The following is a 22,791-nucleotide window of genomic DNA, read 5'->3' as shown; positions in this document are numbered from 1 at the left end:
AATGCGGCGAACATTGCGACAAGTGAAGGAATCGAGGGCAAAGAAATGGATATCAATGACCGAATCAAGTCGCTTTCACCGAATGCGGCATTCGATATTCTGATAGCAACAATCGTGAATCAGCATGGCAATGGAGTCTGACGAACGTGGCGCTGGAAACCTGGAAGGTTTGAGCCGGGTCGCAGCCACCCTGCTCAAACCGTCAACCGTGCGTCTACTGAGCCGAGCGGTATGGGTAATTTGAGTACTGTGCTGGGTGTCCACCACGCGGCATCCAGCGCAATCCTGAGGTTCATGAGGATGCTGGCATCGTCCAGCTTGCAACCGCACTCTTTCGCTGCTTGTCGGATGCGGTATTTGACCGTGTTGCGATGGATCGTCATGTCGTGAGCGGTCGCGGTAACGCTACAGTTGTTTGCCAGGTAGACTCGCAAGGTCTCGCGGAGCCAGCGGTTCCGCGCACTGTCCAGAAGCAAGCCTCCGAGTGAGTCTTCCGCTAGATCCCTTAGGCTTTCCGGATCTTCGAGCAGAAGAGTGATGGCTGCAACTTCCTCGAAAGTTACCACCGGACTGATATCGACCTTGCCGTCCGAAACCACGCGGGCCGCGCGCTCTGCCTGCCTGGCTGTCTTCCGAAAACCATTTTCACCACTCTGCACGGTTCCAATTGCTGCTCGAATTCGGCCGTACTTCTGAAGAACGTCTGTAACGCTTTCAAGGCAAATCCTTCCGGCGTGAATTATCGGAAACCAAACCAGGGATCGGGCATCGCCTTTACTGTTGACTTGCGGTCGACCGATCGTACCGAGTCTGACGTTAACGGTATCTACGAGCTGGTGCCAGGACTTGCTCGGGAATGGTTCCCGGTCATTCGTCCAAAACTCAATGGCAATATGGTTTCCTGTGAGATTGTAATATGAATCGATTTTGTATGCGTCCAAAGGATCTGTGCATGATGGCGACATTGCGCGTTCGAGTTCCGTGTTTACAGAACTATTTTCTTCACGTATCTTCGATTTCTCCGCTTCGTATTCTGAACATGCGTCCTGACACACGCGGTCTATGAAGACGGCAGACCTGCTGACCAGATGCGCAAGTTGATTCGCGGCCAACGTGTGCGTAGCTCGCGAGAGCGAGAACAGGACATGCTCAAGAAATCTCGATTGGCCCAGGTGATAAGCGCGGGCGAGCGCCGTCAGCGGGACATGCGTGTGTGCGAGAACGCGAGCATGGCACAGGGCGGCATGCGGAGCTCGCAAGTTGTCGTGCTCAGTCCTGTCGGCCAGGAAGTCGATAGCCGCATTGATGTTGGCTTTCACGCTGGTGTGTAGAAGTCCGGTTGCGTCTGCATTGCCGTTCATTTCATGGATTGATGCACTTATGAATGAAGAGATATTCTCGGTCAACTCTGCCTTCCTGTCCTCCATCTCGTCCACAAGTGTTTCCATCAAATGAGTCGATACCATTTTAGTGTCATACCTACCCTGGTAGTTCAATTCTGGAGCGGCACGCCATTTCGGTGACGATCGCTGCGGATCTAGCTTGTCGATCTCGGGGCTTGCCCCGCCGCCTGTGCACCTCGGCTTCTCGTCAGAGCCCTCCTTGCTGGCTTCTGACGCACCGGCTCCTTTCGGTTCGGCTCGCCGGTGACGGAAGCGTCAGCGGCTTGTGGTTGATGAGCTGCATCACTAGTATCTGTACACGCAGGCTGCATCTGTCAATTAATTGGACAAAAAGCCATCGTCTGTATAGTAGTGTGCCTGTGTAGGCAGGCGGTCGGCTTTGGTCTCACCGTCGAGGGGGCGCACTCTTGCGCTGGGGTCCAGGCCCCTGGGGCGAGGAGCAGTTATCCGGTTTGAAGAACCAGAAGGAGACGCCATGGCGACGCCACCGAGCAGTTCAATCGATTACGACGTTCTGATCGTCGGTTCGGGCTTCGGCGGAAGTGTCACCGCGCTGAGGCTGGTGGAGAAGGGGTACCGCGTTGGGATCCTGGAAGCCGGGCAACGCTTCGAGGACAAGGACTTCGCGAAGAACAGTTGGGATCTCAAGCGTTTCCTGTGGGCACCGAAACTCGGTCTGTACGGCATCCAGCGCGTACACCTGCTGCGCGATTGCCTCATCCTCGCCGGTGCCGGAGTGGGCGGTGGATCGCTGAACTACGCGAACACCCTCTACAAGCCGCAGACACCGTTCTTCGAGGACAAGCAGTGGGCGCACATCACCGACTGGAGCAGTGAGCTCTCGCCGTTCTACGACCAGGCCACCCGCATGCTGGGCGTGGTGCGCAATCCGCACATGACCCCTGCCGACGAGGTGATGAAGTCGGTCGCCGAGGACATGGGCGTCGCCGACACTTTCATTCAGACACCGGTGGGCGTGTTTTTCGGTGACGAGCCCGGCAAGACCGTCCCGGACCCGTACTTCGGCGGCGCAGGCCCCGAGCGCACCGGTTGCATCGAATGTGGTGAGTGCATGACCGGTTGCCGCCACGGAGCCAAGAACACCCTGCTCAAGAACTACCTCGGTCTCGCCGAGCGCGCAGGAGCCGAGATCGTGCCGATGACGACGGTGTCCGGCCTGCGCCCCCGATCCGACGGCACCTGGGATGTCGACACCGAGCGCACCGGCGCTCGGCTCCGCAAGGGCAAGAAGACGTACAGCGCGGCAAATGTCGTTCTGGCAGCCGGTACCTGGGGCACCCAGAATCTGCTGCACAAGATGAAAGACACGGGCGCTCTGCCCAAGCTGTCGGACACACTCGGCGAACTGGCGCGTACCAACTCCGAGTCGATCGTCGGAGCGACCAAATACGAGGTGGACCCGTCGATGAATCTCACGCGTGGCGTTGCCATCACGTCCTCGTTCCACCCCAGTCCCAACACCCACATCGAGCCGTGCCGCTACGGCAAGGGTTCGAACGCGATGGGCATGCTGCAGGCCCTGATGACCGACGGCGGAGGAAAGATTCCGCGTTGGCTCAAATTCGTGTTCGCGATGATCGCGCATCCGATTCAGTTCGTCCGCGTCGTCAATGTCCGGCACTGGAGCGAGCGCACCATCATCGCGCTGGTGATGCAGAACCTGGACAACTCGATCACCACGTTCACCAAGCGTGGGCCGTTCGGCCGCACGATCTCCAGCAGGCAGGGCCACGGGGAGCCGAATCCGACGTGGATCCCCGAAGGCAACGACGCCACCCGGCGGATCGCCAAGAAGATCGGCGGCCTCGCGGCCGGTACCTGGGGAGAGCTGTTCAACATTCCGCTCACCGCCCACTTCCTCGGCGGCTGCGCCATCGCCTCGGATTCGGCGCACGGCGTCATCGATCCGTACCACCGCGTCCACGGCTACCCGACGCTGAGCGTGGTGGACGGGGCGGCCGTGTCGGCAAACCTCGGGGTCAATCCGTCGCTGACCATCAGTGCGCAGGCCGAGCGGTCCGCCGCACTGTGGCCGAACAAGGGCGAGCTGGATCTTCGTCCGGCACAGGGGCTTCCGTATCAGCGGCTCGATCCCATCGCCCCCAACTCGCCCGTTGTTCCGGTGGACGCTCCGGGTGGACTGAGATTGCCTATCGTCGAGATCCGAAATGGCCATCTGGTCGCCGGTGAGACGGCTTCGCGGTGAAAGAAGTACTTGGTGAGCGCGCATTTCGAAACAGGAGCCCATCCGCTCGATGCCTTCGTGCGGAGCGCAGAGTTGTCGCACTCCACATCTGGAGTGGACTCAGGTCGGATCTCTGGGGCGAACCGTCTGACCCGAATTCACAAGTTTTTGACTCTACGTAACATGGCCGCCATTCACGTTTGCGGCGACACTGTTATCAATCGCGAAGAAAATTGAGGAGTTGACATGGCAGTTGTAACTTTCGTCGCCCACGATGGTGGGAAGCACGAGGCGGGCTTGGTCGAAGGTCGATCGTTGATGCAGATTGCAACCGACAATGCTGTGCCGGGGATCGATGGAGACTGTGGGGGCGAAACGGCCTGTGGCACCTGCCATGTGATCGTCGACCCGCAGTGGTCAGGAGAGGTGGGTCTGTCCGGTGCCAACGAGGAGGAGATGCTGGCTATGAACCCCGAGCGTGAACCCACGTCTCGGTTGTCGTGCCAGATGGTGGCCTCGGAAGCGTGGGATGGCCTGATCGTTCGAACACCTGAATTCCAATTGTGATGTGTGAAAGGCAGGCACGACAGCATGAAAGTTTCTGAGTCGATCACCGACAAGGTCCAGTCGACCATCCCTATAGGGCTGCAGATCCAGGGCGCTCATCTGTACGACAAGACCCGACGGTGGGTGACTGGCACGAATGGCAAGAAGATCTTCGTCGAAAGTCCCATTCCACCGGTCGAGGATGTCGAGCTCGCCGACATCGACCTCAGTAACCCCTTTCTTTACAGACAAGGGCGGTGGCAGTCGTACTTCGAGCGCGTGCGGAACGAGGCACCGGTTCATTACCAACCCAACAGTCCGTTCGGCCCGTTCTGGTCGGTCACGCGCCATGCCGATATCGTGGCCGTCGACAAGAACCACGCTGTGTTCTCGGCCGAACCGTTCATCGTCATCGGCGTCCCGCCCCGGTTTCTCGATATCGAGATGTTCATCGCGATGGACCCGCCACGCCACGACAAGCAGCGCGCTGCCGTCCAGGGGGTTGTCGCACCGAAGAACCTCCGGGAGATGGAGGGACTGATCCGATCGCGGGTACGGGAGGTATTGGACGACCTCCCCCTGAACGAGCCGTTCGACTGGGTGCAGAATGTCTCGATCGAGTTGACAGCTCGGATGCTCGCAACTCTTCTGGATTTCCCCTACGAACAACGCCGCAAACTCGTCTACTGGTCCGATTTGGCAACCTCGATGGAGCAAGCCAACGGTGGGCCCTCGGACAACGACGAGGTGTTCGAGGGCATGCGTGACATGGCCCGTGGCCTCAGCGCTCTCTGGCATGACAAAGCAGCCAGGAGGTCTGCAGGGGAAGAGTCCGGTTTCGATCTGATCACCATGTTGCAGAGCAACGAGGACACCAAGGATCTGATCGATCGTCCGATGGAATTTCTGGGCAACCTCGTCCTGCTGATCGTCGGTGGGAACGACACGACGCGTAACTCGATGAGCGGTGGCGTTCTTGCGTTGAACCAATTCCCCGACCAGTTCGAGAAATTGAAGGCCAATCCCGATTTGATCCCCAACATGAACTCGGAAATCATCCGATGGCAAACACCCTTGGCGTACATGCGCCGAATTGCCAAAGCCGACACCGTTCTGAACGGACAATTCATCCGCAAGGGTGACAAATTGGTGATGTGGTATGCCTCGGGTAACCGCGACGAACGCGTTTTCGAGAATCCTGATGATTTCATCATCGATCGTGCCAATGCGCGCAATCACATCGCGTTCGGATTCGGTGTACACCGGTGTATGGGCAATCGGCTGGCCGAAATGCAGCTGCGGATTCTGTGGGAGGAGTTGCTTCCCCGCTTCGAGAACATCGAGGTCGTCGGCGACCCCGAGTATGTTCAGTCGAATTTCGTGCGGGGCATCAGCAAGATGATGGTGCGCCTGACGCCTACTTCCAGCGCATGACATCGCAACGGGCGATCATCGTCGGCGCAAGCCATGCTGGGGCACAACTGGCAGCTAGTTTGCGCCAAGAAGGTTGGGCAGGCGAGATCGTCCTCATCGGTAACGAGTCTGCCGCTCCCTATCAACGCCCCCCGCTGTCGAAGGCATACCTGGCGGGCAAATGCGTACTCGACGATATCGCCATTCGCAGCACGGACTTCTACTCCAAGCAAGGTATTCAGCTCCTGAACGCGCAGGTGGAGGCCATCGTTCGGTCGGAAGGCAACGTCGTTCTCGACACCGGGGAGAAGCTGGCCTACGACAAGCTCGCGCTGTGCACGGGAGCCCGCCCTCGTCGGCTCACCGTTCCCGGGGCCGATCTCCACGGGGTCTACTACCTGCGCACCGCAGCGGACGTCGAGAGGATCCGTATGGCCACCGGCCCTGGCCGGCGGGTGGTGATCGTCGGAGGCGGCTACATCGGACTCGAGACAGCGGCATCGCTGCGCGCACTGGGCGTACAGGTCACAGTCCTCGAGGCAACTGGGCGTGTGCTCGAGCGGGTCACTGCTCCCGAGGTATCGACGTTCTTCGAGCGGATACATCGCGAGCAGGGAGTCGACATCAGAACGAACGCGATGGTCGAAGGCCTGTCCGGTGACCGTGAGGTTCGTGAAGTCAGTTTGGCCAGCGGGGAATCGATCCCCGCAGATCTGGTCATCGTCGGTGTCGGCGTCGAGCCGAACACCGACCTCGCCGCCGATGCGGGTCTTGTCATCGACAACGGCATCGTGATCGACGATCACACTCGGACCAACGACCCCGACATCATGGCGGCGGGGGACTGCGCGAGCCACGACATGGCCCGTTACGGCCGTCGACTACGGTTGGAGTCCGTCTCGAGCGCAGGAGAGCAGGCCAAAGTCGCGGCCTCGACCGCCTGCGGGAAGTCCAGAAAAATCGAAGCGTTGCCGTGGTTCTGGTCAGATCAGTATCATTTCAAGCTGCAGATCGCCGGCCTCAACACTGGATACGACGAAGTGGTTCTCAGTGGTGACCCCAGCCGCGACAGTGATTTCAGTTGCTTCTATCTCCAGGCCGGTGAGCTCATTGCCGCCGACTGCATAGGTCGCCCGCGCGAGTTCATGTACAGCAAACGGGTGATCGCCCAGCGACTCCCCGTCCAACGCGAAGACCTGATGCTCGGCGGACTCGCGCGCAACTGACCGATCCTTCGGTCGTTGTGCACACAACAGCAACCGGTTTGCTCAGAATAGGGAACATCAGCGATGACCATGACAGACCGCCCGCCCGGGGCACATACTACGCAGACACCACACGCGTACCTGGGAGCAACGGACTTCCTCGACATCGAGCACGAATCCGTGCGGGCGTTCACCGCCGCGGCAATCGGGGATGCGAGCAGCGACCGTGACAAGGCCAGACGCCTCTTTGCCGCCGTCCGCGACCGGATCTGGTACGACCCGTACACCGTGTCGGACGATCCGGCCCACTATCGGGCGAGCTTCGTCCTCGAGACTGGGCGCGCTTACTGCGTCCCGAAGGCGGTGCTGTTGACCGCAGTGTGCCGGGCGGCGGGTATCCCGGCACTGCTCGGCTTCGCCGACGTCCGAAATCACCTGCAGACCGAGACGTTGCGCGCGCTGATGGGCGGCACCGATCTGTTCGTCTACCACGGCTACAGTCGCCTCTACATCGAGGGCCGGTGGTTGAAGGCCACGCCGGCATTCAATGTCGAGTTGTGCGCTCGTTTCGGCGTGCCGCCAGTGGAATTCGACGGCGATCGCGATGCTCTCATGCATGCCTTCACCGCAGACGGAGCTCAGCACATGGAGTATGTCCGCGAGCGAGGAGTCTTCGACGACCTACCCTTGAACGCGATCTTGACGGTGCTTCGGCACGCCTACGGCCCCACGATCTTCACGGGCGCTCACCCACTCGATGATGTTTTCACCGGCCGCACCCGGCCGGACGAAACTCCCGGGGATCGAAACTCGCCGCGGGAGTCTCGATGAACACAAGCGGTGAGAACATACGCGCCGAACCCCGTATCGCGGCCGACTGCCGATCGGTCGGAGCTCTCTCCGCGAACAATCGCGATCGTGAACACTCGGACCGCCTCGGACACCTTCGAATCGGGTGAGCCGATACCTGCTGGCAGAGCTGTGCCACATGACTGTCTCGTCGCCGCGGCCGTGGTAAGGCCGACACCGGAAGTTGCACCGAACAGACGAGACCCGTTCTGCCGCTGGGGTTGCGGCTGCGGGCGATGAACGACCGATCCGAACGCCTCCCCGGGCACGAGACGACGCGCGATACCCATATCCCTCTCCCGTGTGCGCAGCCGCTACCGCGAGAGCGGGCCGACAGGCGTCTACCGACGTCTCTCATCTATGCAAGGAGCGCAGCATGACGAACAACGCACCTCACACCCCCGCCAGGACCGTGGCGATCACAGGTGGAGCTCGCGGCATCGGCTATCAGACAGCGAAGGAGTTGATTCGACGAGGCCACCGGGTCGCCATCGGCGACATCGACGAGGCACGTGCGAAGGAGGCCGCCGCCGAACTCGGGGTGAAGGTCGTCACCCGACTCGACGTCACCGAACCTGACTCGTTCACAACGTTTCTGGACCTGGTCGAACGTGAACTCGGACCCCTCGACATCCTGATCAACAACGCGGGCATCATGCCTACCGGCCACGCCCACGAAGAGGACGATGCAGTAACCCGGCGGCAAGTCGAGATCAACGTCCTGGGGGTCATCTTCGGGACCAAACTGGCTCTTCAGCGCATGCTGCCGCGCCGCACCGGACACATCATCAACACTGCGTCATTGGCCGGCGAGCTCGCGGTACCTGGTTTGGCGACCTACTGCGCTACCAAGTTCGCAGTCATCGGATTCACAGAGGCCGCACGACTGGAGTACCGCAAGTCAGGGGTTCGACTGTCCACAGTCCGCCCGACGTTCACCAACACCGAACTCGTCGCCGGAACCGCCGGCGCAAAGGGATTACGCAACGCCGAGCCGGAGGAGATCGCCCGCGCGACAGCAGATCTGATCGAGAATCCACGCCCCTTCGTCCGCGTCACCCGTCTCGCCGGCGCAATGGTCGCGGCGGTGAAATTCGTCCCCCGGCGTCTGGCGACCGGACTGGGTGCGGCCCTGAACACAGATTCGGTGTTCCTCGCGGACGTCGACATGGCTGCTCGCCGAACGTATCTCGACAGAATCCGGAACAGCTGAGCGTGCCGACAAGCGCGCTCGACCAACCACCCGAAAGGCAGCCACAGTGACCCACACGACTCTGATCGAGAACTATCCCCACCGGATGGGAGGGCACTGCGGGTCAGGTGCAATGCGAGACCTTCTCCAGTGGCACGGTCTGGGATGGGACGGACCACCCGACGAGGGGTTGGTGTTCGCACTGGGTGGTGATCTGGGTTTGTCCTACCTGCGATCGGACGACCTGGTCCCACCGATGTACCTGGTCGGCCGCGGTGCCGACTTCGAGATCGACTTACCGCGCAGGCTCGGCGGACAAGTCGAGGTTCTCACGACCGACGATCCCGCTGAGGGATGGTCATGGGTTCGCGACGACATCGATGCGGGACGACCCAGTCTGGTCTGGGCCGATATCGCTGAGCTGCCCTACCTACGGGTGAAACTGCAGATGAGTCGTCACGACATCGTGGTGATCGGCTACGACGAGATCGGGGGGACTGCCTCGGTCGTCGACAACGATCGGGCCGATGTGCAGGAGATCCCGCTCGACGCGCTCGCTCGGGCGCGATCTTCCACCTCGTTCCCGCAACCGACACGTCACTGCACGTACCGAATCACATGGCCGCAGACACTGCCGCCCGTGTCGACTGCCGCGGCCGCGGCCTTCGCCCGATCCGCCGCCAGCATGCGCGCCCCATCGACACCGGGAATAGCCGACCACGTACCAGCGGCCGGTGCCGAAGGATTGGCCGCGGTCGACCAGCTGGCAACCGACGTCAAGAGCTGGGTCGACCTTCCGCCCGATGACCTCGAGACGCTGCTGTTCAGTCTCGGTATCTTCATCGAAAAGGCCGGAACCGGAGGCGGGCTCTTTCGTCGGCTTCTCGCCGACGGCTGTACCGAGATTGCACGTCTGACCGGTGATCCCGCTACCGCAGACCTCGCGGTGGCCGCCGATCACTGCGCCCAGGCCTGGACCGAAACTGCCCGCGCCGGAACACAACGCGGTCTCGATGTGCGAACACGCGCAGCTGCGGTGGCCGTGTCGGCTGCCGAACTGCCTGCACTCGAGCTGATCCTGGTGGAGTCCCTGGAGTCTGCTTCACGCTCGCTGTCCGCCATCACGAGATGATGCCCATCGTCGTTCGACGGCGCGCGGTAGACGGTGCATCGCACTGTGCTGCAGCCGCTCGTGCCGGATCGCCGCAGGCGTGCGGAGGCACCGAACGACCGAAGAGTTGCCGGACGGAACGGTCGAACGCCTCTCGGTGGACGCTGCATCGATGCCGTGTCGTTGCTCGGCAACAGACCCTGATCCCTGCCCCGCGCCGACAACAATTCAGCCGCCAACGGAAGCCTTCGATGTTCGCGGTCACCGTTTTCGGCTCGACGGCCGCGTCGTGTGCGCTATCGGGCCAGGCCCGTTATCTTCTAGCTGATACTTGAAACCGAGGGCTACGGTAGCCAGACCCGGTATGACTTCTCGCCCCTGTCATCGATGATCCGGGGGGTGGGGGGGCTGTCGCCGGGTGTTGACGTCGGATCGGTGACCGGACGAAGGACTGCTTCATGGCCACGAGCTACGCCGTGTTTTGCGGCATCGACGTGGGAAAATCCGAACATCACGCCGTCGGTCTCGCCTTCGACGGAACCCGTCTGTACGGCAAAGCCCTACCCAATGACGAGGCCCGCCTGCGCACAGTGTTCGACCGCCTCGCCACGCGCGGGCCGCTGTTGATCGTCGTCGATCAGCCTAATACGATCGGCGACGCCCTGCCGGTCACCGTCTCCCGATCCTGCGAGCACCAGTTCGCGTCCCTACCGGGTCTGTCGATGCGCCGCATCGCAGATCTGTATCCAAGGCAAGCCAAAACTGATGCGCGGGCCTGCGTTCATCATCGCCGACACGGCCCGGACCATGCCCCACACGCTGCGACGAGTCGATACCGGTGATGACACACTCGCCGAGCTCGGTGTGCTGATCGGTTTTGATGACGATCTCGCCGGTGAAGCAACCCGCGTCAGCAACCGAATCCGCGGACTGCTGACCGGCATTCACCCCGCGCTCGAACGAGTCCTCGGACCGCGTGTGACACACCCGGCAGTGCTCGAGATCCTGTCCCGCTGCGGTAGCCCCGGCGGCATCCGCGCTGCTGGTAAGCGGAAACTGACCGCTTCGCCGCCAAAAACGCGCTCAGGATGGGGCAAGACTGGTTGCGGAGATCTACGCCGCACTCGAGGCTCAGACGGTAGTAGTGCCCGGGTCTGCGGCTGCCGAGACTGTTCTACCCAAACTGGCGGACTCGCTCAAAGAGACACTGCAGCAACGCAACACAGTTGGCTCGGACGTCGAGAGGATGCTCGGTGCCCACCCTCTTTCCTCGCTCCTGATCTCGATGCCAGGCGTCGGAGTCAGGACTGCCGCACGCATCCTTCTCGAAGTCGGTGACGGATCGGCATTCAAATCAGCAGGACACCTGGCCGCCTACGCCGGCATCGCACCCGTGACCCACCGATCCGGCACCTCGATCCGAGGTGAGCATTTAGCGTGATCAGGAAACCGCAAACTCAAACGCGCGTTGTTCCTTTCGGCCTTCGCCGCGCTGCACGACCCCACCAGTCGCGCCTACTACGACCGCAAGCGAGCCGAAGGCAGGAAACACAACGCCGCGCTCATCTGCCTCGCTCGACGCCGATGCGACGTCCTGTACGCCATGCTCAAGAACAAGACCCTGTACCAACCGCCCGCAGCTCACGCAGCTTGACAGAAACCATAGGGACACGTTATTGAGGCGTGAGGTTCACCCCAACGGTACCAACGGCAGCGGTTGTACCCGCGTTCGCCGACGATCACGGTCGGATGCCGTGCGTGGGGTTGATCTGCCGCGAGGATTTCCGACACTGGAGATGACTATTCTGAAGCCGCGTTTGCGGACTGCCCGTAACTGTAGTGGACAGCGTTCGGGGTTCGGTACCCGAGCGCCGAATGGCGGTGTTGTGAACTGTAGAAGCCGTCGATGTATCTGACGATGTCTTGTCGTGCTTTGCTTTTGGTGGAGTAGATCGTTCGGTAGACGCATTCGTTCTTGAAATCAGCGAAGAAACTTTCGGCCATACTGTTGCCCCACAACACCCCGCGAAGACCGCATCCGCGGAGAGCTCACGAGAGCCCGGTAAGCCCGGTAAGCCCGCGAGGTACATACGGCAAGTTCGGAGTGGAAGATCGCTCCCGGCTCGATCCGGGTCAAGGCTCTAAATCGAGATGGCTCCGTTCACTTGGGGACACGCCAACCTCTCAGGTGATTAATCCGACGGGGATTACCCGAAACCATGTACCAGGTACTGCACGTACCTGATACTGTGCGAACACCTTATCGCGACGAGCTGCGCAGACAGAAGAGGAGAGACCGGTATCTATACAGAAATTGCTGGTCGAGCGACAGCCAGTCTTGTGACCTTTGGAAATTCGATTGCCCTCGCCGGCCAGGCATTGCGGTGGGCCGTGCGCGATATTGTCACCGGACGGTTTCCGTTTCGGGAGTTTGTCACACAGACGTGGTTCGTCATCACCGTAACGACGTTGCCAGCGATCCTGGTCGCGATCCCGTTCGGCGTTATCGTCTCGGTGCAGGTCGGAAGTCTAACCCAGCAGGTCGGGGCCACATCTATCGCCGGAGCCGCCGGTGGACTCGGGATCATTCAGCAGGGGGCACCGATCGTCACCGCGCTCCTGCTCGGTGGTGCGGCAGGGTCGGCCATCGCCTCTGACCTTGGCGCACGCACCGTCCGTGAAGAAATCGATGCCATGGAGACGCTCGGACTAAATTCGACACGTCGACTCGTCGCACCTCGATTCGTCGCGGTTCTCATCGTCGCTCCGATGTTATGCATGCTCATCGTGTTTACCGGTCTCGTGGCCGGCTACATCCTTAGCGTCAACGTCCAGGGCATCACGCCGGGGAGCTACGTCGCATCGTTCGCATCGTTCGCATCATCGGCGGACATCCTTGTAGCGCTGATCAAGTCAGTGGTGTTCGGTCTCGTGGTCGTGACAATCGCGTGTCATCGGGGCCTGTCCACGAAAGGTGGCCCCAAAGGTGTGGCCACATCTGTCAACGCCACCGTGGTCCTAGGGGTAGTGGCGTGCTTCGTCATCAACGTGTTCATCACCCAACTGACCATCATGTTCGTCCCGCAGACCATCGGATGACGGAGAACACGTGACCGCAGTACCATCCACCCGTTATAGTTTTGTTACTCGTCCGATCGTGCGTGCTGTGACACCCCTCGCTGAGGTCCCCGCGCAGCTCGGGCACATTACAACATTCACCATCGACACCGTCGCCGGAATTCGGCACGTCGCAACCACCTATCGACGACAGACGTTTTTATTCATACAGGAGTTTGCCTGGGGACGAGGCGCTGTACTGGTCGGCGGGGGTACCGCGATCGTGCTTGTGATTCTCGGAATGGCTGTCGGGGCGTCCATCGGCATCCAGGGCTACGCCTCGCTAGACCTGGTCGGGATGGGGTCTCTTACGGGATTCATTTCGTCATACGCCAACACTCGAGAGTTGGCACCGATGATCGCCGCGATCGGTTTCGCAGCCCAGGCCGGCTGTCGCCTCACTGCGGAAATAGGTTCGATGCGTATCGCCGAAGAGATCGATGCGCTCGAGTCGATGGCGGTGCGGCCGATTCCGTACATCGTCAGCACGCGTGTGGTCGCGGCGATCACTACCATCATCCCCCTCTACATCGTAACGCTGATACTCAGTTTCGGCGCGGCCAAGCTGGTCGTCATCCTTTTACACGGCCAGTCGGGTGGCACCTATGACTTCTATTTCGATGCGTTCCTCAAACCGCAGGATTTGGCGTTCTCAGTAATCAAGGTCCTCGTTTTCGTGGTGTCGGTCGTCATCATCCACAGCTACCAGGGTTACTACGCCAGCGGCGGAGCAGAAGGCGTCGGCCGCGCGTCTGGTCGAGCGATCCGCAGCAGTCTCATCATCATCGTCGTGGAGGACATGATCTTAACCCTGTTGATGTGGGGTTTCGATTCGGGCGTCAAGATTTCGGGCTAGGAGTTCAAGTGGCTGTATTTCAAGATCCATCAGGACGCGCGCCCTCACTGGCGAACTTGACCCTGCGCGGGATCGGGGTTCTCGTCGTAGTGACGGTTGCCGGCTATCTTCTGGCGGGCAACGCGACCGGAAAATATGAAGACAACACGACAGTGACGATCACCACCGACGCGGTTGGTGACGGGTTGAAGGGCGGATCGGAGGTGAATTATCGGGGCTTCACGGTGGGCAAGGTGTCCTCGGTGTCGGGGCGCGACCAAAGTGTAAATGTGAAAATCGAGCTCACCGGAGTGAACGACGACATCCGGTTGCGTCAGGGCATGGCCGTGAATTACACGTCCGCCAGCGCGCTGGGGCCGACGGCACTGGAGATTGTCGACCCCGGGCGGGGAGTCCTCATCCGTGATGGCGGCAGCGTCTATGTGAGCAAGCTGCAGTCCGAACACACTTCGGTATCGACCCTGATTCGAAAACTCTCGAAGCTGGTCGATGCTCTCGATCAGCCGGCGTTCAATTCTGTGGTGAAGTTTGTCGTCGATGATTCCCAAACGTTTGCCGATGCCGGCCAGCTCATGTTCCAGATCGCGCAGCTCACTCGGGACGTTCAACAGCGGCCAGTGGGCCAGGATTTGGCGATCGCGGCAGACCTGTCCCAGGGCGTTGCCGACTTCATGACGCCGTTCGTTCCGGGCATCCTCATAAACGTCGACGTCGCTGACTTCTTCGCCACCGACGAGGCCATCAATCAGGCCACAGGCAACCTCAACAGCACCGGCGAGGTTCTGTTCGGGGGACTGGGAGGACTGTTGAGCGAAAACTACCCGGCGTTGAGTTCGGTACTGGACGTCGGCCTCGATCTGGCGAGGCCGGTCGCCAGATCGGCATCGGGACTCGCGCAGACCATTTACACCATCCCGCAGATCCTGGACAGCATCGACAACGCCACGCCGCAAGTCGGCGAGCGAGTACAACTTCAGGTCGCCCTGGTAGTGCAGACGTCACCTGCGCTGCAGAGCGCGCTTGCAGCAGGAGGACCAAGAAGATGAAGCTCAAGTCGTTAATTCCCACCATCGTCAAGATCGTCGCGTTCGCCGCAGTCATCGGCGTTCTCACCTACGTGATCATCGCCATCCTCGAACCCAGCTCGGACGGAGCGAGTTCTGAACGGTCTGCGGTCTTCTCCGATGCATCTGGGCTCAAGCCTCGCGACGGTGTGCGTTTGGCGGGAGTAAAGGTCGGTTATGTGACGGCGATCGGCCTGAAAGGGCCCACCGCGGTCGTTCATTTCCAACTGAACAACGACGTCGCGATCACGTCGAGCACCACCGCCGCCGTGCGTTATCAGAATCTTCTCGGACAGCGATATGTCGAATTGATCGGTGCGGCACAGGGAAAGACACAGGGGGCGGCGCTCACACAGGTGGCACTCGACAAGACCGTTCCCTCATTTGATGTGTCCACCTTGTTCAACGGGTTCAAGCCGGTGTTCGACACGCTTAACGCCGACGAGATCAATGAACTGCAGTCCAACTTGTTGCGCGTTGCTCAAGGTGATGGGAGGGGTATATCGCCTGTTCTGGAGCAGGTCGCCAACATCACCGCCTACGGGGACCAGCGGTCTGAGATCATCACGAATATCGTGACGAGTCTCGGCCAGGTCTCCGACCAACTCGAAGGCCGCTCGGCGCAGCTGGTCGAACTCGTCGACCAGCTGGGATCGATCGTCGACGCCTTCAGCCGCGTGAGTGACCGGTTGCGGGAGTCGCTGGGCGAGGTCAACCGGTCCATGGAGAAAACTGTCATCGCCGGGGAGCAACTTGACTCAACGTACGACCAGAGTTTCGCGACGATCTATCAGCGTCTGGCGCGAGAACCCGGGGAGTTGGAGGGGCTGCTGAATGGCGCGGTACTGCTCAAGCCCCTTATGGACTCGCTGAACGCTTCGACGAATTCCACGCCGAGTGAGGCACGATGTTCGAAAGGCCTTCTGCCCCTGCCGGATACAGCCACGATTGCGCTTATGGGGCAACGATTGGTGGTGTGTAAGTGAGGTTGTTCAGTCGAAATCGACCGCATCACCAGTCCGAACGCAGACGCGACCTCATCGTCGCCGCTGTGGTGGTGGTGACCGTGGTGGTCGGTCTGGTAATCGCCGGGACCGTGTATATCGCACCGCCCGGCCAAAAGGTGTACTCGGCTCAACTGGTCAACACCGGAGGGCTGGAGTCGGGTGATCAGGTGCGTATAGCGGGGATAAGACAGGGAACGGTGTCGTCGGTGGACCTCGCGGGAACGTTTATCACAGTCGAATTTCGACTCGACGACTCAGTGCCAGTCCGTTCGGATGCCACCGCAGCGGTTCGCCTGATCACGCCGATCGGCGGGCGAGTTCTCGATCTGGACCCAGGGTCAGGACCGACCTCGCTGTCGGGGGCGATCCCCCTTGTTCAGACATCGAGTACTTACGACATTTCGGACACGCTCGAGACGACGACGCCGGTGTTCCGCGATGTAAAGGGCGTCGATCTCCGTCAGACTGCGTCGCTGCTGCAGAATGCGTTCTCCGACGGCAACACAAACATTCCCGACGCACTGAGGAACACCAGCAGTTTGATGGAACTCTTAGAGCGACAGTACGGTCAGCTCGACAAAGCGGTCGCTCTATCCGATGAATACGTCAACGCTTTCGCCGATCAAAAACAGGTGCTGGTCGACTTTCTCCGTCAACTCAGCTTCCTTGCCAGTACGCTGGGACCTGATATCGATAACGTCCGCGGCGGGTTCGACCTTCTCAGTCGTCTGTTCAAACTTCTCACGAGGCCGCTCGTGGCTTACAGCGATGGAATCGAACCGTCTGTCCAACAATACAAGACGCTCCTCGACAAGGTGTCGTCAGAGCTGCCAGGCTACTCCGATGCCCTGGCCCAGGTTGATCAGATCACTCAGCGCCTCGGCGTCCTCCTCCAGGCGCCGGTCGGTGCGTCGACTACCACAGAACCAGAGGTTCGTGTGTGCATTCCGAGTGGTGACGACAAATGTTGACTACATGGATCCGAAGACTGTTGCTCCTGATCGCCGTGGTGGTTGTGGTGGTCGCTAGTGTGGAAATAGGGGGGAGGGTGTCCGACGACACGCGCTCCCTGTGTGCCGAGTTCACCGACGCATCGGGCCTCTTCGAAGGCAACACAGTAGCCATGCTCGGCAAGAAGATAGGCAGCGTCGTCGGGGTGCACCAGAATAGTGATCAGTCCGGTGTAAGGATCGACATGCGGATCGACAAGAGCGTTCCGCTGCCCGCCGACGTCGGCGCGACTCTGGTGTCGACATCCATCGTGACCGAACGTCAAATCGAGTTCACCAAGCCGTACTCTGATGGAGCCCGATACGAGACGGATCAGTGCATTCCGTTGAGTAAGACGAGAACCCCGCTGGGAATCAGTCAGACGCTCGACTCGATCAGCAACTTGTCCGAGGACCTGGTCAAGGACAACGGCAGGAACACCGACGCGATCTTGCAGTCCCTCGAGCTCGTCTCCCGCAATCTAGAAGGAACGCAGGGTGACGTGGCCGGGATCATCAAGGACTCAGCCACGCTCATCGACGACCCGGCAAAGCGGGATATGCAGATTCGCAGCATCGTCGGGAACCTCGCCGCACTGACGGGGGTGGCAACCGAGAACGACAAAGAGGTGACCGCCCTCTTCGACAACTTCGTAGGTGCCATCGAGGTCATCATCGCGTTCGGCCAGACCTTCGGCTCGGCAGTCGAGTACGCGGGGACGTTCGTTCCGATCCTCTCGAGGTTCGCAACAGATTTCGGTCCCCCGATATTCGCGATCGGTGATGCTGCCGTTCCGCTCATCGCCGACATGGGAGAGCAGCCGGACATGGTGGTAGCGATCGCAGCCCGCACGGCAGACCTCATCGTGAAACACCCCGATGCCAAGTCAATTGTGCAGGCGTTCGCAGTGTCGCTGCCTTTGCGAAGCCTGGTCGGTGGCTGCGCCGCGCCGGTGGCAAACGGAGTCTGCGGGTCCAGCGATGTATCGAGGACGATCGCAGGGATGATGGGGGGAGGGGCCTGATGATCTCGGTCAATCGCGCATGCCTCGGACCCATGGTGGTCGCACTGATGGCAACGATAGTTTTCGTGACATCGTGTGGGATCAACGCCGACAATCCGCCGACGATAGCGACCTCCGACGCGGACGGTTACGACATCCAGATGGAGTTCACCAGCGCACTCAACTTGCCTGCCCTCGCAAAAGTTCTCTCGGGGGGAATCAGCGTCGGGTTCGTCGAAGATGTCACGTACGAGAACGGGCATGCGGTCGTGAAAGCTCGCATCGACAACACGACTCAGCTGCCGGGGGAATCGCGGGCTGAGCTGCGTCAGGACACTCTCCTTGGTGAGATCTACGTTGCCATCCTTCCCCCAGCCGAGCCGTCGACGGGTGCCTTGCTGCGGTCGGGTTCGGTGATCCCGTTGGCACGGACCGAGCCGGCAGCAAATGTCGAGGACGTCATGCGCGGGATGTCGAATGTCCTCGGGGGCGGTGAGCTCGACAAGATCCACACCGCGATCTCGACATTGAACACCACGTTCCCCAAGGACTTGCAGCAATTCGACGCCCTATACCAGACAACGCTGGAGACCGTCTCGGAGGTCTCCTCGAATACCGACAAACTCGACGTAGTGTTGAGGTCGGCGGATCAGACTCTGAAAGTGATCTTGGACGATCCGTCGGGAATCGACCGGATGCTGACCAAGGGCGGACGCAACTTTTCTGGCCTCGGCTACTCCCTGATCGAGGTCGCGTTACTCATCGCCAACTTGCGTGATTTCGCAGTGTCCGCGGGCAGGATCGTGGATCCGGAGTACTTACGGATAAAGGAGTCAGTGGCCGGGATCGCCCCGGTGATCGATTCGATCGCCAACTCCGACATCTACTCGAAGTCCGTCACGGAGCAGGCAACGAGCGTCATCCGCGACAAACTCATTCCATTCGTGCGGTCGCCCGACATTAACCTCTCGGACATCTCCATCGATGGTCGGGACCTAGCGCGGCGTGACGCCGAATCCTTCGTAACCGTGTTGAGATCAATCGGAATGATGCCGTGAACCGCAGCAGCACGCTCATATCGATACTGGCTCTCGCCGTCGTGTTCGTCGTAGGGCTCGGCTACCTCGTCGTCGGCGTGGCACACATCAACCCCACCCGCTCCGAGTACTCCTTAACCGCCATCATCGACAGCTCAGGCGGTCTGCTGGACACATCGCCGGTGATGGTGCGGGGGGTACCCGTCGGAAAGGTGTCCTCGATCAACGTCGCGGATTCGGCAATTAAGGTCGAGATGACGATTGATTCCGACCACAAGATCCCCCAGGACAGCGAGATGTCTATCCAGAATCTGTCGCTCGCGGGGGAACAGTACATCAACTTCGTGCCCGCGGGCACGGCAACCGGTGGGTACTTCGATAACGGAGACGTGGTGCCCGCGGACGCGGTGCACGTGTCGCAATCGGTTCCCCAGGTGTTGCCAAAGTTGGCTGCAGTGGCAGATGGGCTCGACCCGGAATCGATCGAGTCCATCAACAAGACCGTCGCCGAGGCCGTCGCCGGACGGCAGGACGACCTCGACACGATCGGCGACATGATGCACCGTGTAGTCGATTTCGTCGGCAAAGATGGGTCCGTCCGGGTGACCGCAGACAACGCCGAGTTCCTGCTCGGCCTCTTGGCCGATGCCGGGGACGTCCTCAGTACGGCATCTGTACGCACCCCTGACGCCGTGAACGGGCTGGCGCGGATTCAACGGGCGTTCATCAGGTTCACAACCACCTCGTACGACAAGTGGCCTCCCGTGTTGAAGCTTGTGGAAAAGCTCAACGGCTATATTCAGATCCTGCAGCCGGATCTGCTGACGATCACCCGGGCGGTGAAACCGGCGACCGAGAAAGTTGCCGACACATACGTCGACTTCGGGTCGATCGGCGACCTCCTCGGCCGGACTTTCCCGGCGTCGCGACCAGGTCGCGCCGAGGTCCCCGTCACCGTGTCGCCGCCACTACGGTGACGCCCCGTCCGCAAGCGACTGTCACCGTTATTACACAGAAGGTCCCACATGACAAATGACGACCGAACGAAACCGCACCCCGAGCCCACTGAAGTCGAGGACAGCGCGGCCGCAGCGACGCCGGATGGCGATCTACTGATGGACGAAAACGCCCCAGCCGCGTCCGCCGTAGCCACGGCTGGGGCTGGAGACAGCGACGTCGACCCCCCCTCGCCAGGTGGGCACCGCTGGTCAGCATCGCCGCGATCACGTGCCGTGGTGGTTTCGGCCGTGATCGTGGTGCTCGCTGTGCTGGCCGGCGTGTTCGCCTACCTCTACCTCGAGGCCGACGAAGCGAAGTCGGTATTGGAAAACGACGCCGCGCAACGGGCCGCCGCGGCGAAGGCCGCCTCGGATTACACGACCAGATCCCTGACCTACAGCTACCAGAACACCGACGCCTTTTTCGCGGCAGTCAAAGAGGACGCGGGTGAGGCTCTAGTCAAGCGGTACGACGAGGTTCGGCCGACGCTAACCCAGATTATCCAGCAGGCCCAGGTGCAGGCGTCGGGACGCGTTCTGGCCACCAGCGTCACCGGTGAAACCGGTGACGCCGACGGAGAATACACGGTGATGGTCTTCGCGAGCCAGAAGACGCAGAACGTGCAGAATCCACAACCGAGTGAACTGCCGACATTGTTGAAGGTGGTCGTGACGAAAACCGCCCAGGGCTGGCAGATTCAGGACTATGGCCCAGCTGAATGAGACGGCTGCTCCGCAGAAGGAGTTCCACGAAGAGCAAGATGCAGGACGGTACTCATTCTTCGACGCGGTCGCAGATGTCGGCGGGGTCGACGCCGGTGAGGAGTTGGGTGATCTCTTCGGGTGGCGGGTGCCCCCTCGATCGGGTCAGTGATCCGTCCCGGTGTTTCCGGAGGGTTCGTCTCAGGGAAAGATGAAACCTCATGGCAGCAGGATCGAAGCGGTACTCGGCGGAGTTGAAGAAGGATGCCGTCGACATGGTGGCTCGGTTGGTGGCGCAGGGCGATACCGAGTGGGCGGCGATGCGCAAGACCGCGGATTTGCTCGGTGTGGGCGCCGCTGAGACCGTTCGTCAGTGGGTTCGGAAGGTACCCGTCGACGGCCCGGGCAGCACTGTCGAGTTACGTGCCGACGCCGAGGTCATCAGGAAGTTGCGTCAGGAGAACGCCGAACTCAAACGGGCCAACGGGATACTCAAGGCGGCGTCAGCTTTTTTCGCGGCCGAAATCGACCGGCCACACCGATAATTGTGGACTTCATCGGCACTCACCAGGGAAACCGGGTGGGTGCCGATGGTCTTGTCTGGGGTGTCGACTCGATGTGCACGGTGCTCTCCGAGCACGGTATGCACATCGCCCCGTCCACGTACTACGACCATGTCACTCGGGTGCCGTGTGCCCGAATACTGTCCGATGCACATGTCATCGATGCCATTCACATGCTCCGGACGCGGCAACCGCTCGCACGGGTTCTCGGTTCGCGGAAGACCTGGATTATGTTGCGCAGCAGCGGTATCGAGGTAGCTCGATGTACCGTCGAACGACTAATGCGGGAAATGAGGTGGCACGGTGCGCTCAAAAAGAAAGCGGGTCCGCACCACCGTCGCCGATCCGACCCACCCGCGGGCCGAGGATCTGGTGAAGCGCCGGTTCACCGCGGTGGCACCGAACCGGCTGTGGGTCGCCGATTTCACCTAATGCCGCACGATGTCGGGGTGGGCGTTCACGGCGTTCGTCGTCGATGTGTTCGCCCGGAAGATCGTCGGGTGGAAGGTCGCATCGGAGATGACCACCAGCCTCGTCGACACCGCCATCACTAACGCGATTGATTCCCGAAAACGTTCTGGTGTAACTGCTTTGAGTAATCTGATCCACCACAGTGGCGCTGGATCCCAGTACACGGCGATCGCATTCGGGCAGCGTTTGGCGCAGGAGGGCATCGCGGCGTCGATCGGAACGGTCGGCGACAGTTACGACAATGCCCTTGCCGAATCGGTGAACGCCGACTACAAGAATGAGCTCGTCGACAACGGCCCTCGCTTCCCCGGTGCCGCGGAATTGTCGTTGGCCACCGCACAGTGGGTCGCGTTCTACAACCGCGAACGCCCCCACAGCTACTGCCACGACCTCACGCCCGACCACGCCGAGCAACTCCACTACGATCGCACGCGCACCCTCAATCCGGAGGAGGCACTCACGCAGTGAGCCCTCCGGAAATGCCGGGACGGATCACAGTTTGCGAGTGGTCGAACACCGACAGAATCGGGAATGTCGGGATTTTGCAGGCCTCCTCGCCGTGCCGACGGTCGAAGACACAGCGATGGTCACCACGGCGCTGAAGACGGCGTTGCGGCGACGAGATCACGGTGGACACCGCGTCGGCTCAGGGCTCATCCATCACAGCGATGCCGGCAGTCAGGGCGGATTTAACCTGTCGTCGCAACACAGTGCCGTGAAGCCGAGTTCATCTGCTCTGCAAGCACTTCCGCTGGGGTTCGCCACCCAAGTGTTTTGCGCGGGCGGTTGTTGAGTGCATCCGTCACGGCCTGAACGTCACTTCGACGGTATCGAGCGAGATCGGTTCCCTTCGGAAAGTATTGTCGCAACAATCCATTGGTGTTTTCGTTCGTTCCCTGCTGCCAGGGGCTGTACGGGTCGCAGAAGTACACACGGATCCCGGTTTCTGCGGTCAACTCCGCATGACGTGCAAGCTCCGCCGCGGTCCCAGGTCACCGATCTGCGCAGGTGCTCCGGCAGCGGTGTCATCGCAGCCTGGAGTGCATCGCAGACCGACT

The 22,791-nt window shown here is 60.8% G+C and carries 18 protein-coding genes and 4 pseudogenes; 19 read left to right on the top strand and 3 right to left on the bottom strand.

Features of this window, described 5'->3' with window-relative positions; all coding sequences use genetic code 11:
- Positions 1-194 precede the first annotated feature (194 nt).
- Positions 195-1,427: a helix-turn-helix domain-containing protein gene (locus K414_RS0124130; protein WP_230593375.1), complete on the bottom strand. Its 1,233-nt coding sequence runs from the start codon at positions 1,425-1,427 to the stop codon at positions 195-197.
- 451 nt (positions 1,428-1,878) lie between these two features.
- Here K414_RS0124130 and K414_RS0124125 point away from each other — a divergent pair, with 451 nt between their 5' ends.
- The 8 genes and pseudogenes from K414_RS0124125 (at position 1,879) to K414_RS28730 (ending at position 11,579) form a co-directional block, all read left to right on the top strand.
- Entirely contained in the window at positions 1,879-3,630 is a 1,752-nt protein-coding gene (locus tag K414_RS0124125; RefSeq protein WP_027498267.1) for a GMC family oxidoreductase, read from the top strand.
- Positions 3,631-3,855: 225 nt separating this feature from the next.
- Positions 3,856-4,176 carry a 2Fe-2S iron-sulfur cluster-binding protein gene (locus K414_RS0124120; RefSeq protein ID WP_027498266.1) on the top strand — a complete coding sequence of 107 codons (321 nt, stop codon included), beginning with the start codon at positions 3,856-3,858 and terminating at the stop codon, positions 4,174-4,176.
- Positions 4,177-4,200: 24 nt separating this feature from the next.
- Positions 4,201-5,589, top strand: coding sequence for a cytochrome P450 (locus tag K414_RS0124115; RefSeq protein ID WP_027498265.1), 1,389 nt, complete (start codon positions 4,201-4,203; stop codon positions 5,587-5,589).
- Positions 5,586-6,794, top strand: coding sequence for an FAD-dependent oxidoreductase (locus tag K414_RS0124110; RefSeq protein ID WP_027498264.1), 1,209 nt, complete (start codon positions 5,586-5,588; stop codon positions 6,792-6,794). The genes K414_RS0124115 and K414_RS0124110 overlap by 4 nt, the downstream gene beginning before the upstream one ends.
- Before the next feature lie 69 nt (positions 6,795-6,863).
- On the top strand, positions 6,864-7,604 hold the full coding sequence (locus K414_RS0124105; RefSeq protein WP_027498263.1) for a transglutaminase domain-containing protein: 741 nt from the start codon (positions 6,864-6,866) through the stop codon (positions 7,602-7,604).
- Positions 7,605-7,998: 394 nt separating this feature from the next.
- Entirely contained in the window at positions 7,999-8,835 is an 837-nt protein-coding gene (locus K414_RS0124095) for an SDR family oxidoreductase (protein ID WP_027498262.1), read from the top strand.
- 46 nt (positions 8,836-8,881) lie between these two features.
- Positions 8,882-9,946: a BtrH N-terminal domain-containing protein gene (locus K414_RS0124090; RefSeq protein WP_027498261.1), complete on the top strand. Its 1,065-nt coding sequence runs from the start codon at positions 8,882-8,884 to the stop codon at positions 9,944-9,946.
- A 437-nt stretch (positions 9,947-10,383) separates the two neighbouring features.
- A pseudogene (locus tag K414_RS28730) lies at positions 10,384-11,579 on the top strand (IS110 family transposase).
- Positions 11,580-11,725: 146 nt separating this feature from the next.
- Here K414_RS28730 and K414_RS29700 read toward each other — a convergent pair.
- A pseudogene (locus tag K414_RS29700) lies at positions 11,726-12,059 on the bottom strand (integrase core domain-containing protein); the annotation flags it as partial.
- Between the two features lie 257 nt (positions 12,060-12,316).
- Here K414_RS29700 and K414_RS0124065 point away from each other — a divergent pair.
- The 11 genes and pseudogenes from K414_RS0124065 (at position 12,317) to K414_RS27870 (ending at position 22,201) form a co-directional block, all read left to right on the top strand.
- On the top strand, positions 12,317-13,024 hold the full coding sequence (locus K414_RS0124065; RefSeq protein WP_228139276.1) for an ABC transporter permease: 708 nt from the start codon (positions 12,317-12,319) through the stop codon (positions 13,022-13,024).
- 10 nt (positions 13,025-13,034) lie between these two features.
- Positions 13,035-13,898, top strand: coding sequence for an ABC transporter permease (locus K414_RS0124060; RefSeq protein ID WP_027498257.1), 864 nt, complete (start codon positions 13,035-13,037; stop codon positions 13,896-13,898).
- Between the two features lie 8 nt (positions 13,899-13,906).
- Entirely contained in the window at positions 13,907-14,944 is a 1,038-nt protein-coding gene (locus tag K414_RS0124055; RefSeq protein ID WP_027498256.1) for an MlaD family protein, read from the top strand.
- Positions 14,941-15,948: an MlaD family protein gene (locus K414_RS0124050; RefSeq protein ID WP_027498255.1), complete on the top strand. Its 1,008-nt coding sequence runs from the start codon at positions 14,941-14,943 to the stop codon at positions 15,946-15,948. The genes K414_RS0124055 and K414_RS0124050 overlap by 4 nt, the downstream gene beginning before the upstream one ends.
- On the top strand, positions 15,945-16,940 hold the full coding sequence (locus K414_RS0124045; protein WP_027498254.1) for an MlaD family protein: 996 nt from the start codon (positions 15,945-15,947) through the stop codon (positions 16,938-16,940). Before K414_RS0124050 ends, K414_RS0124045 begins: the two co-directional genes overlap by 4 nt.
- Entirely contained in the window at positions 16,934-17,983 is a 1,050-nt protein-coding gene (locus tag K414_RS0124040; protein ID WP_027498253.1) for an MlaD family protein, read from the top strand. Before K414_RS0124045 ends, K414_RS0124040 begins: the two co-directional genes overlap by 7 nt.
- Complete coding sequence (locus tag K414_RS0124035) at positions 17,983-19,020, top strand: MlaD family protein (protein WP_032375375.1); 1,038 nt, start codon at positions 17,983-17,985, stop codon at positions 19,018-19,020. The genes K414_RS0124040 and K414_RS0124035 overlap by 1 nt, the downstream gene beginning before the upstream one ends.
- Complete coding sequence (locus K414_RS0124030; protein ID WP_027498251.1) at positions 19,017-19,976, top strand: MlaD family protein; 960 nt, start codon at positions 19,017-19,019, stop codon at positions 19,974-19,976. The genes K414_RS0124035 and K414_RS0124030 overlap by 4 nt, the downstream gene beginning before the upstream one ends.
- 48 nt (positions 19,977-20,024) lie before the next feature.
- Complete coding sequence (locus K414_RS0124025; RefSeq protein WP_027498250.1) at positions 20,025-20,720, top strand: hypothetical protein; 696 nt, start codon at positions 20,025-20,027, stop codon at positions 20,718-20,720.
- Positions 20,704-20,871 carry a hypothetical protein gene (locus K414_RS29225; RefSeq protein ID WP_155288583.1) on the top strand — a complete coding sequence of 56 codons (168 nt, stop codon included), beginning with the start codon at positions 20,704-20,706 and terminating at the stop codon, positions 20,869-20,871. The genes K414_RS0124025 and K414_RS29225 overlap by 17 nt, the downstream gene beginning before the upstream one ends.
- Before the next feature lie 49 nt (positions 20,872-20,920).
- A pseudogene (locus K414_RS27870) lies at positions 20,921-22,201 on the top strand (IS3 family transposase).
- 221 nt (positions 22,202-22,422) lie between these two features.
- Here K414_RS27870 and K414_RS29000 read toward each other — a convergent pair.
- Positions 22,423-22,789, bottom strand: a pseudogene (locus K414_RS29000) (IS30 family transposase); the annotation flags it as partial.
- Positions 22,790-22,791 lie beyond the last annotated feature (2 nt).

Origin of the sequence: Rhodococcus sp. JG-3 (genome assembly GCF_000482405.1) — a bacterium.
GTDB classification, from domain to species: Bacteria; Actinomycetota; Actinomycetes; order Mycobacteriales; family Mycobacteriaceae; genus Rhodococcoides; species Rhodococcoides fascians.
The sequence above is the reverse complement of the archived record's forward strand: the minus strand, read 5'-3'. Positions and strand labels throughout refer to the sequence as shown.

Coding starts and splice junctions, on each gene's coding strand:
- K414_RS0124040 (WP_027498253.1), top strand. CDS start 16,934: ATGTTGACTACATGGATCCGAAGACTGTTGCTCCTGATCGCCGTGGTG.
- K414_RS0124095 (WP_027498262.1), top strand. CDS start 7,999: ATGACGAACAACGCACCTCACACCCCCGCCAGGACCGTGGCGATCACA.
- K414_RS0124110 (WP_027498264.1), top strand. CDS start 5,586: ATGACATCGCAACGGGCGATCATCGTCGGCGCAAGCCATGCTGGGGCA.
- K414_RS0124120 (WP_027498266.1), top strand. CDS start 3,856: ATGGCAGTTGTAACTTTCGTCGCCCACGATGGTGGGAAGCACGAGGCG.
- K414_RS0124115 (WP_027498265.1), top strand. CDS start 4,201: ATGAAAGTTTCTGAGTCGATCACCGACAAGGTCCAGTCGACCATCCCT.
- K414_RS0124105 (WP_027498263.1), top strand. CDS start 6,864: ATGACAGACCGCCCGCCCGGGGCACATACTACGCAGACACCACACGCG.
- K414_RS0124130 (WP_230593375.1), bottom strand. CDS start 1,427: ATGGAGGACAGGAAGGCAGAGTTGACCGAGAATATCTCTTCATTCATA.
- K414_RS29225 (WP_155288583.1), top strand. CDS start 20,704: ATGGCCCAGCTGAATGAGACGGCTGCTCCGCAGAAGGAGTTCCACGAA.
- K414_RS0124025 (WP_027498250.1), top strand. CDS start 20,025: ATGACAAATGACGACCGAACGAAACCGCACCCCGAGCCCACTGAAGTC.
- K414_RS0124035 (WP_032375375.1), top strand. CDS start 17,983: ATGATCTCGGTCAATCGCGCATGCCTCGGACCCATGGTGGTCGCACTG.
- K414_RS0124050 (WP_027498255.1), top strand. CDS start 14,941: ATGAAGCTCAAGTCGTTAATTCCCACCATCGTCAAGATCGTCGCGTTC.
- K414_RS0124125 (WP_027498267.1), top strand. CDS start 1,879: ATGGCGACGCCACCGAGCAGTTCAATCGATTACGACGTTCTGATCGTC.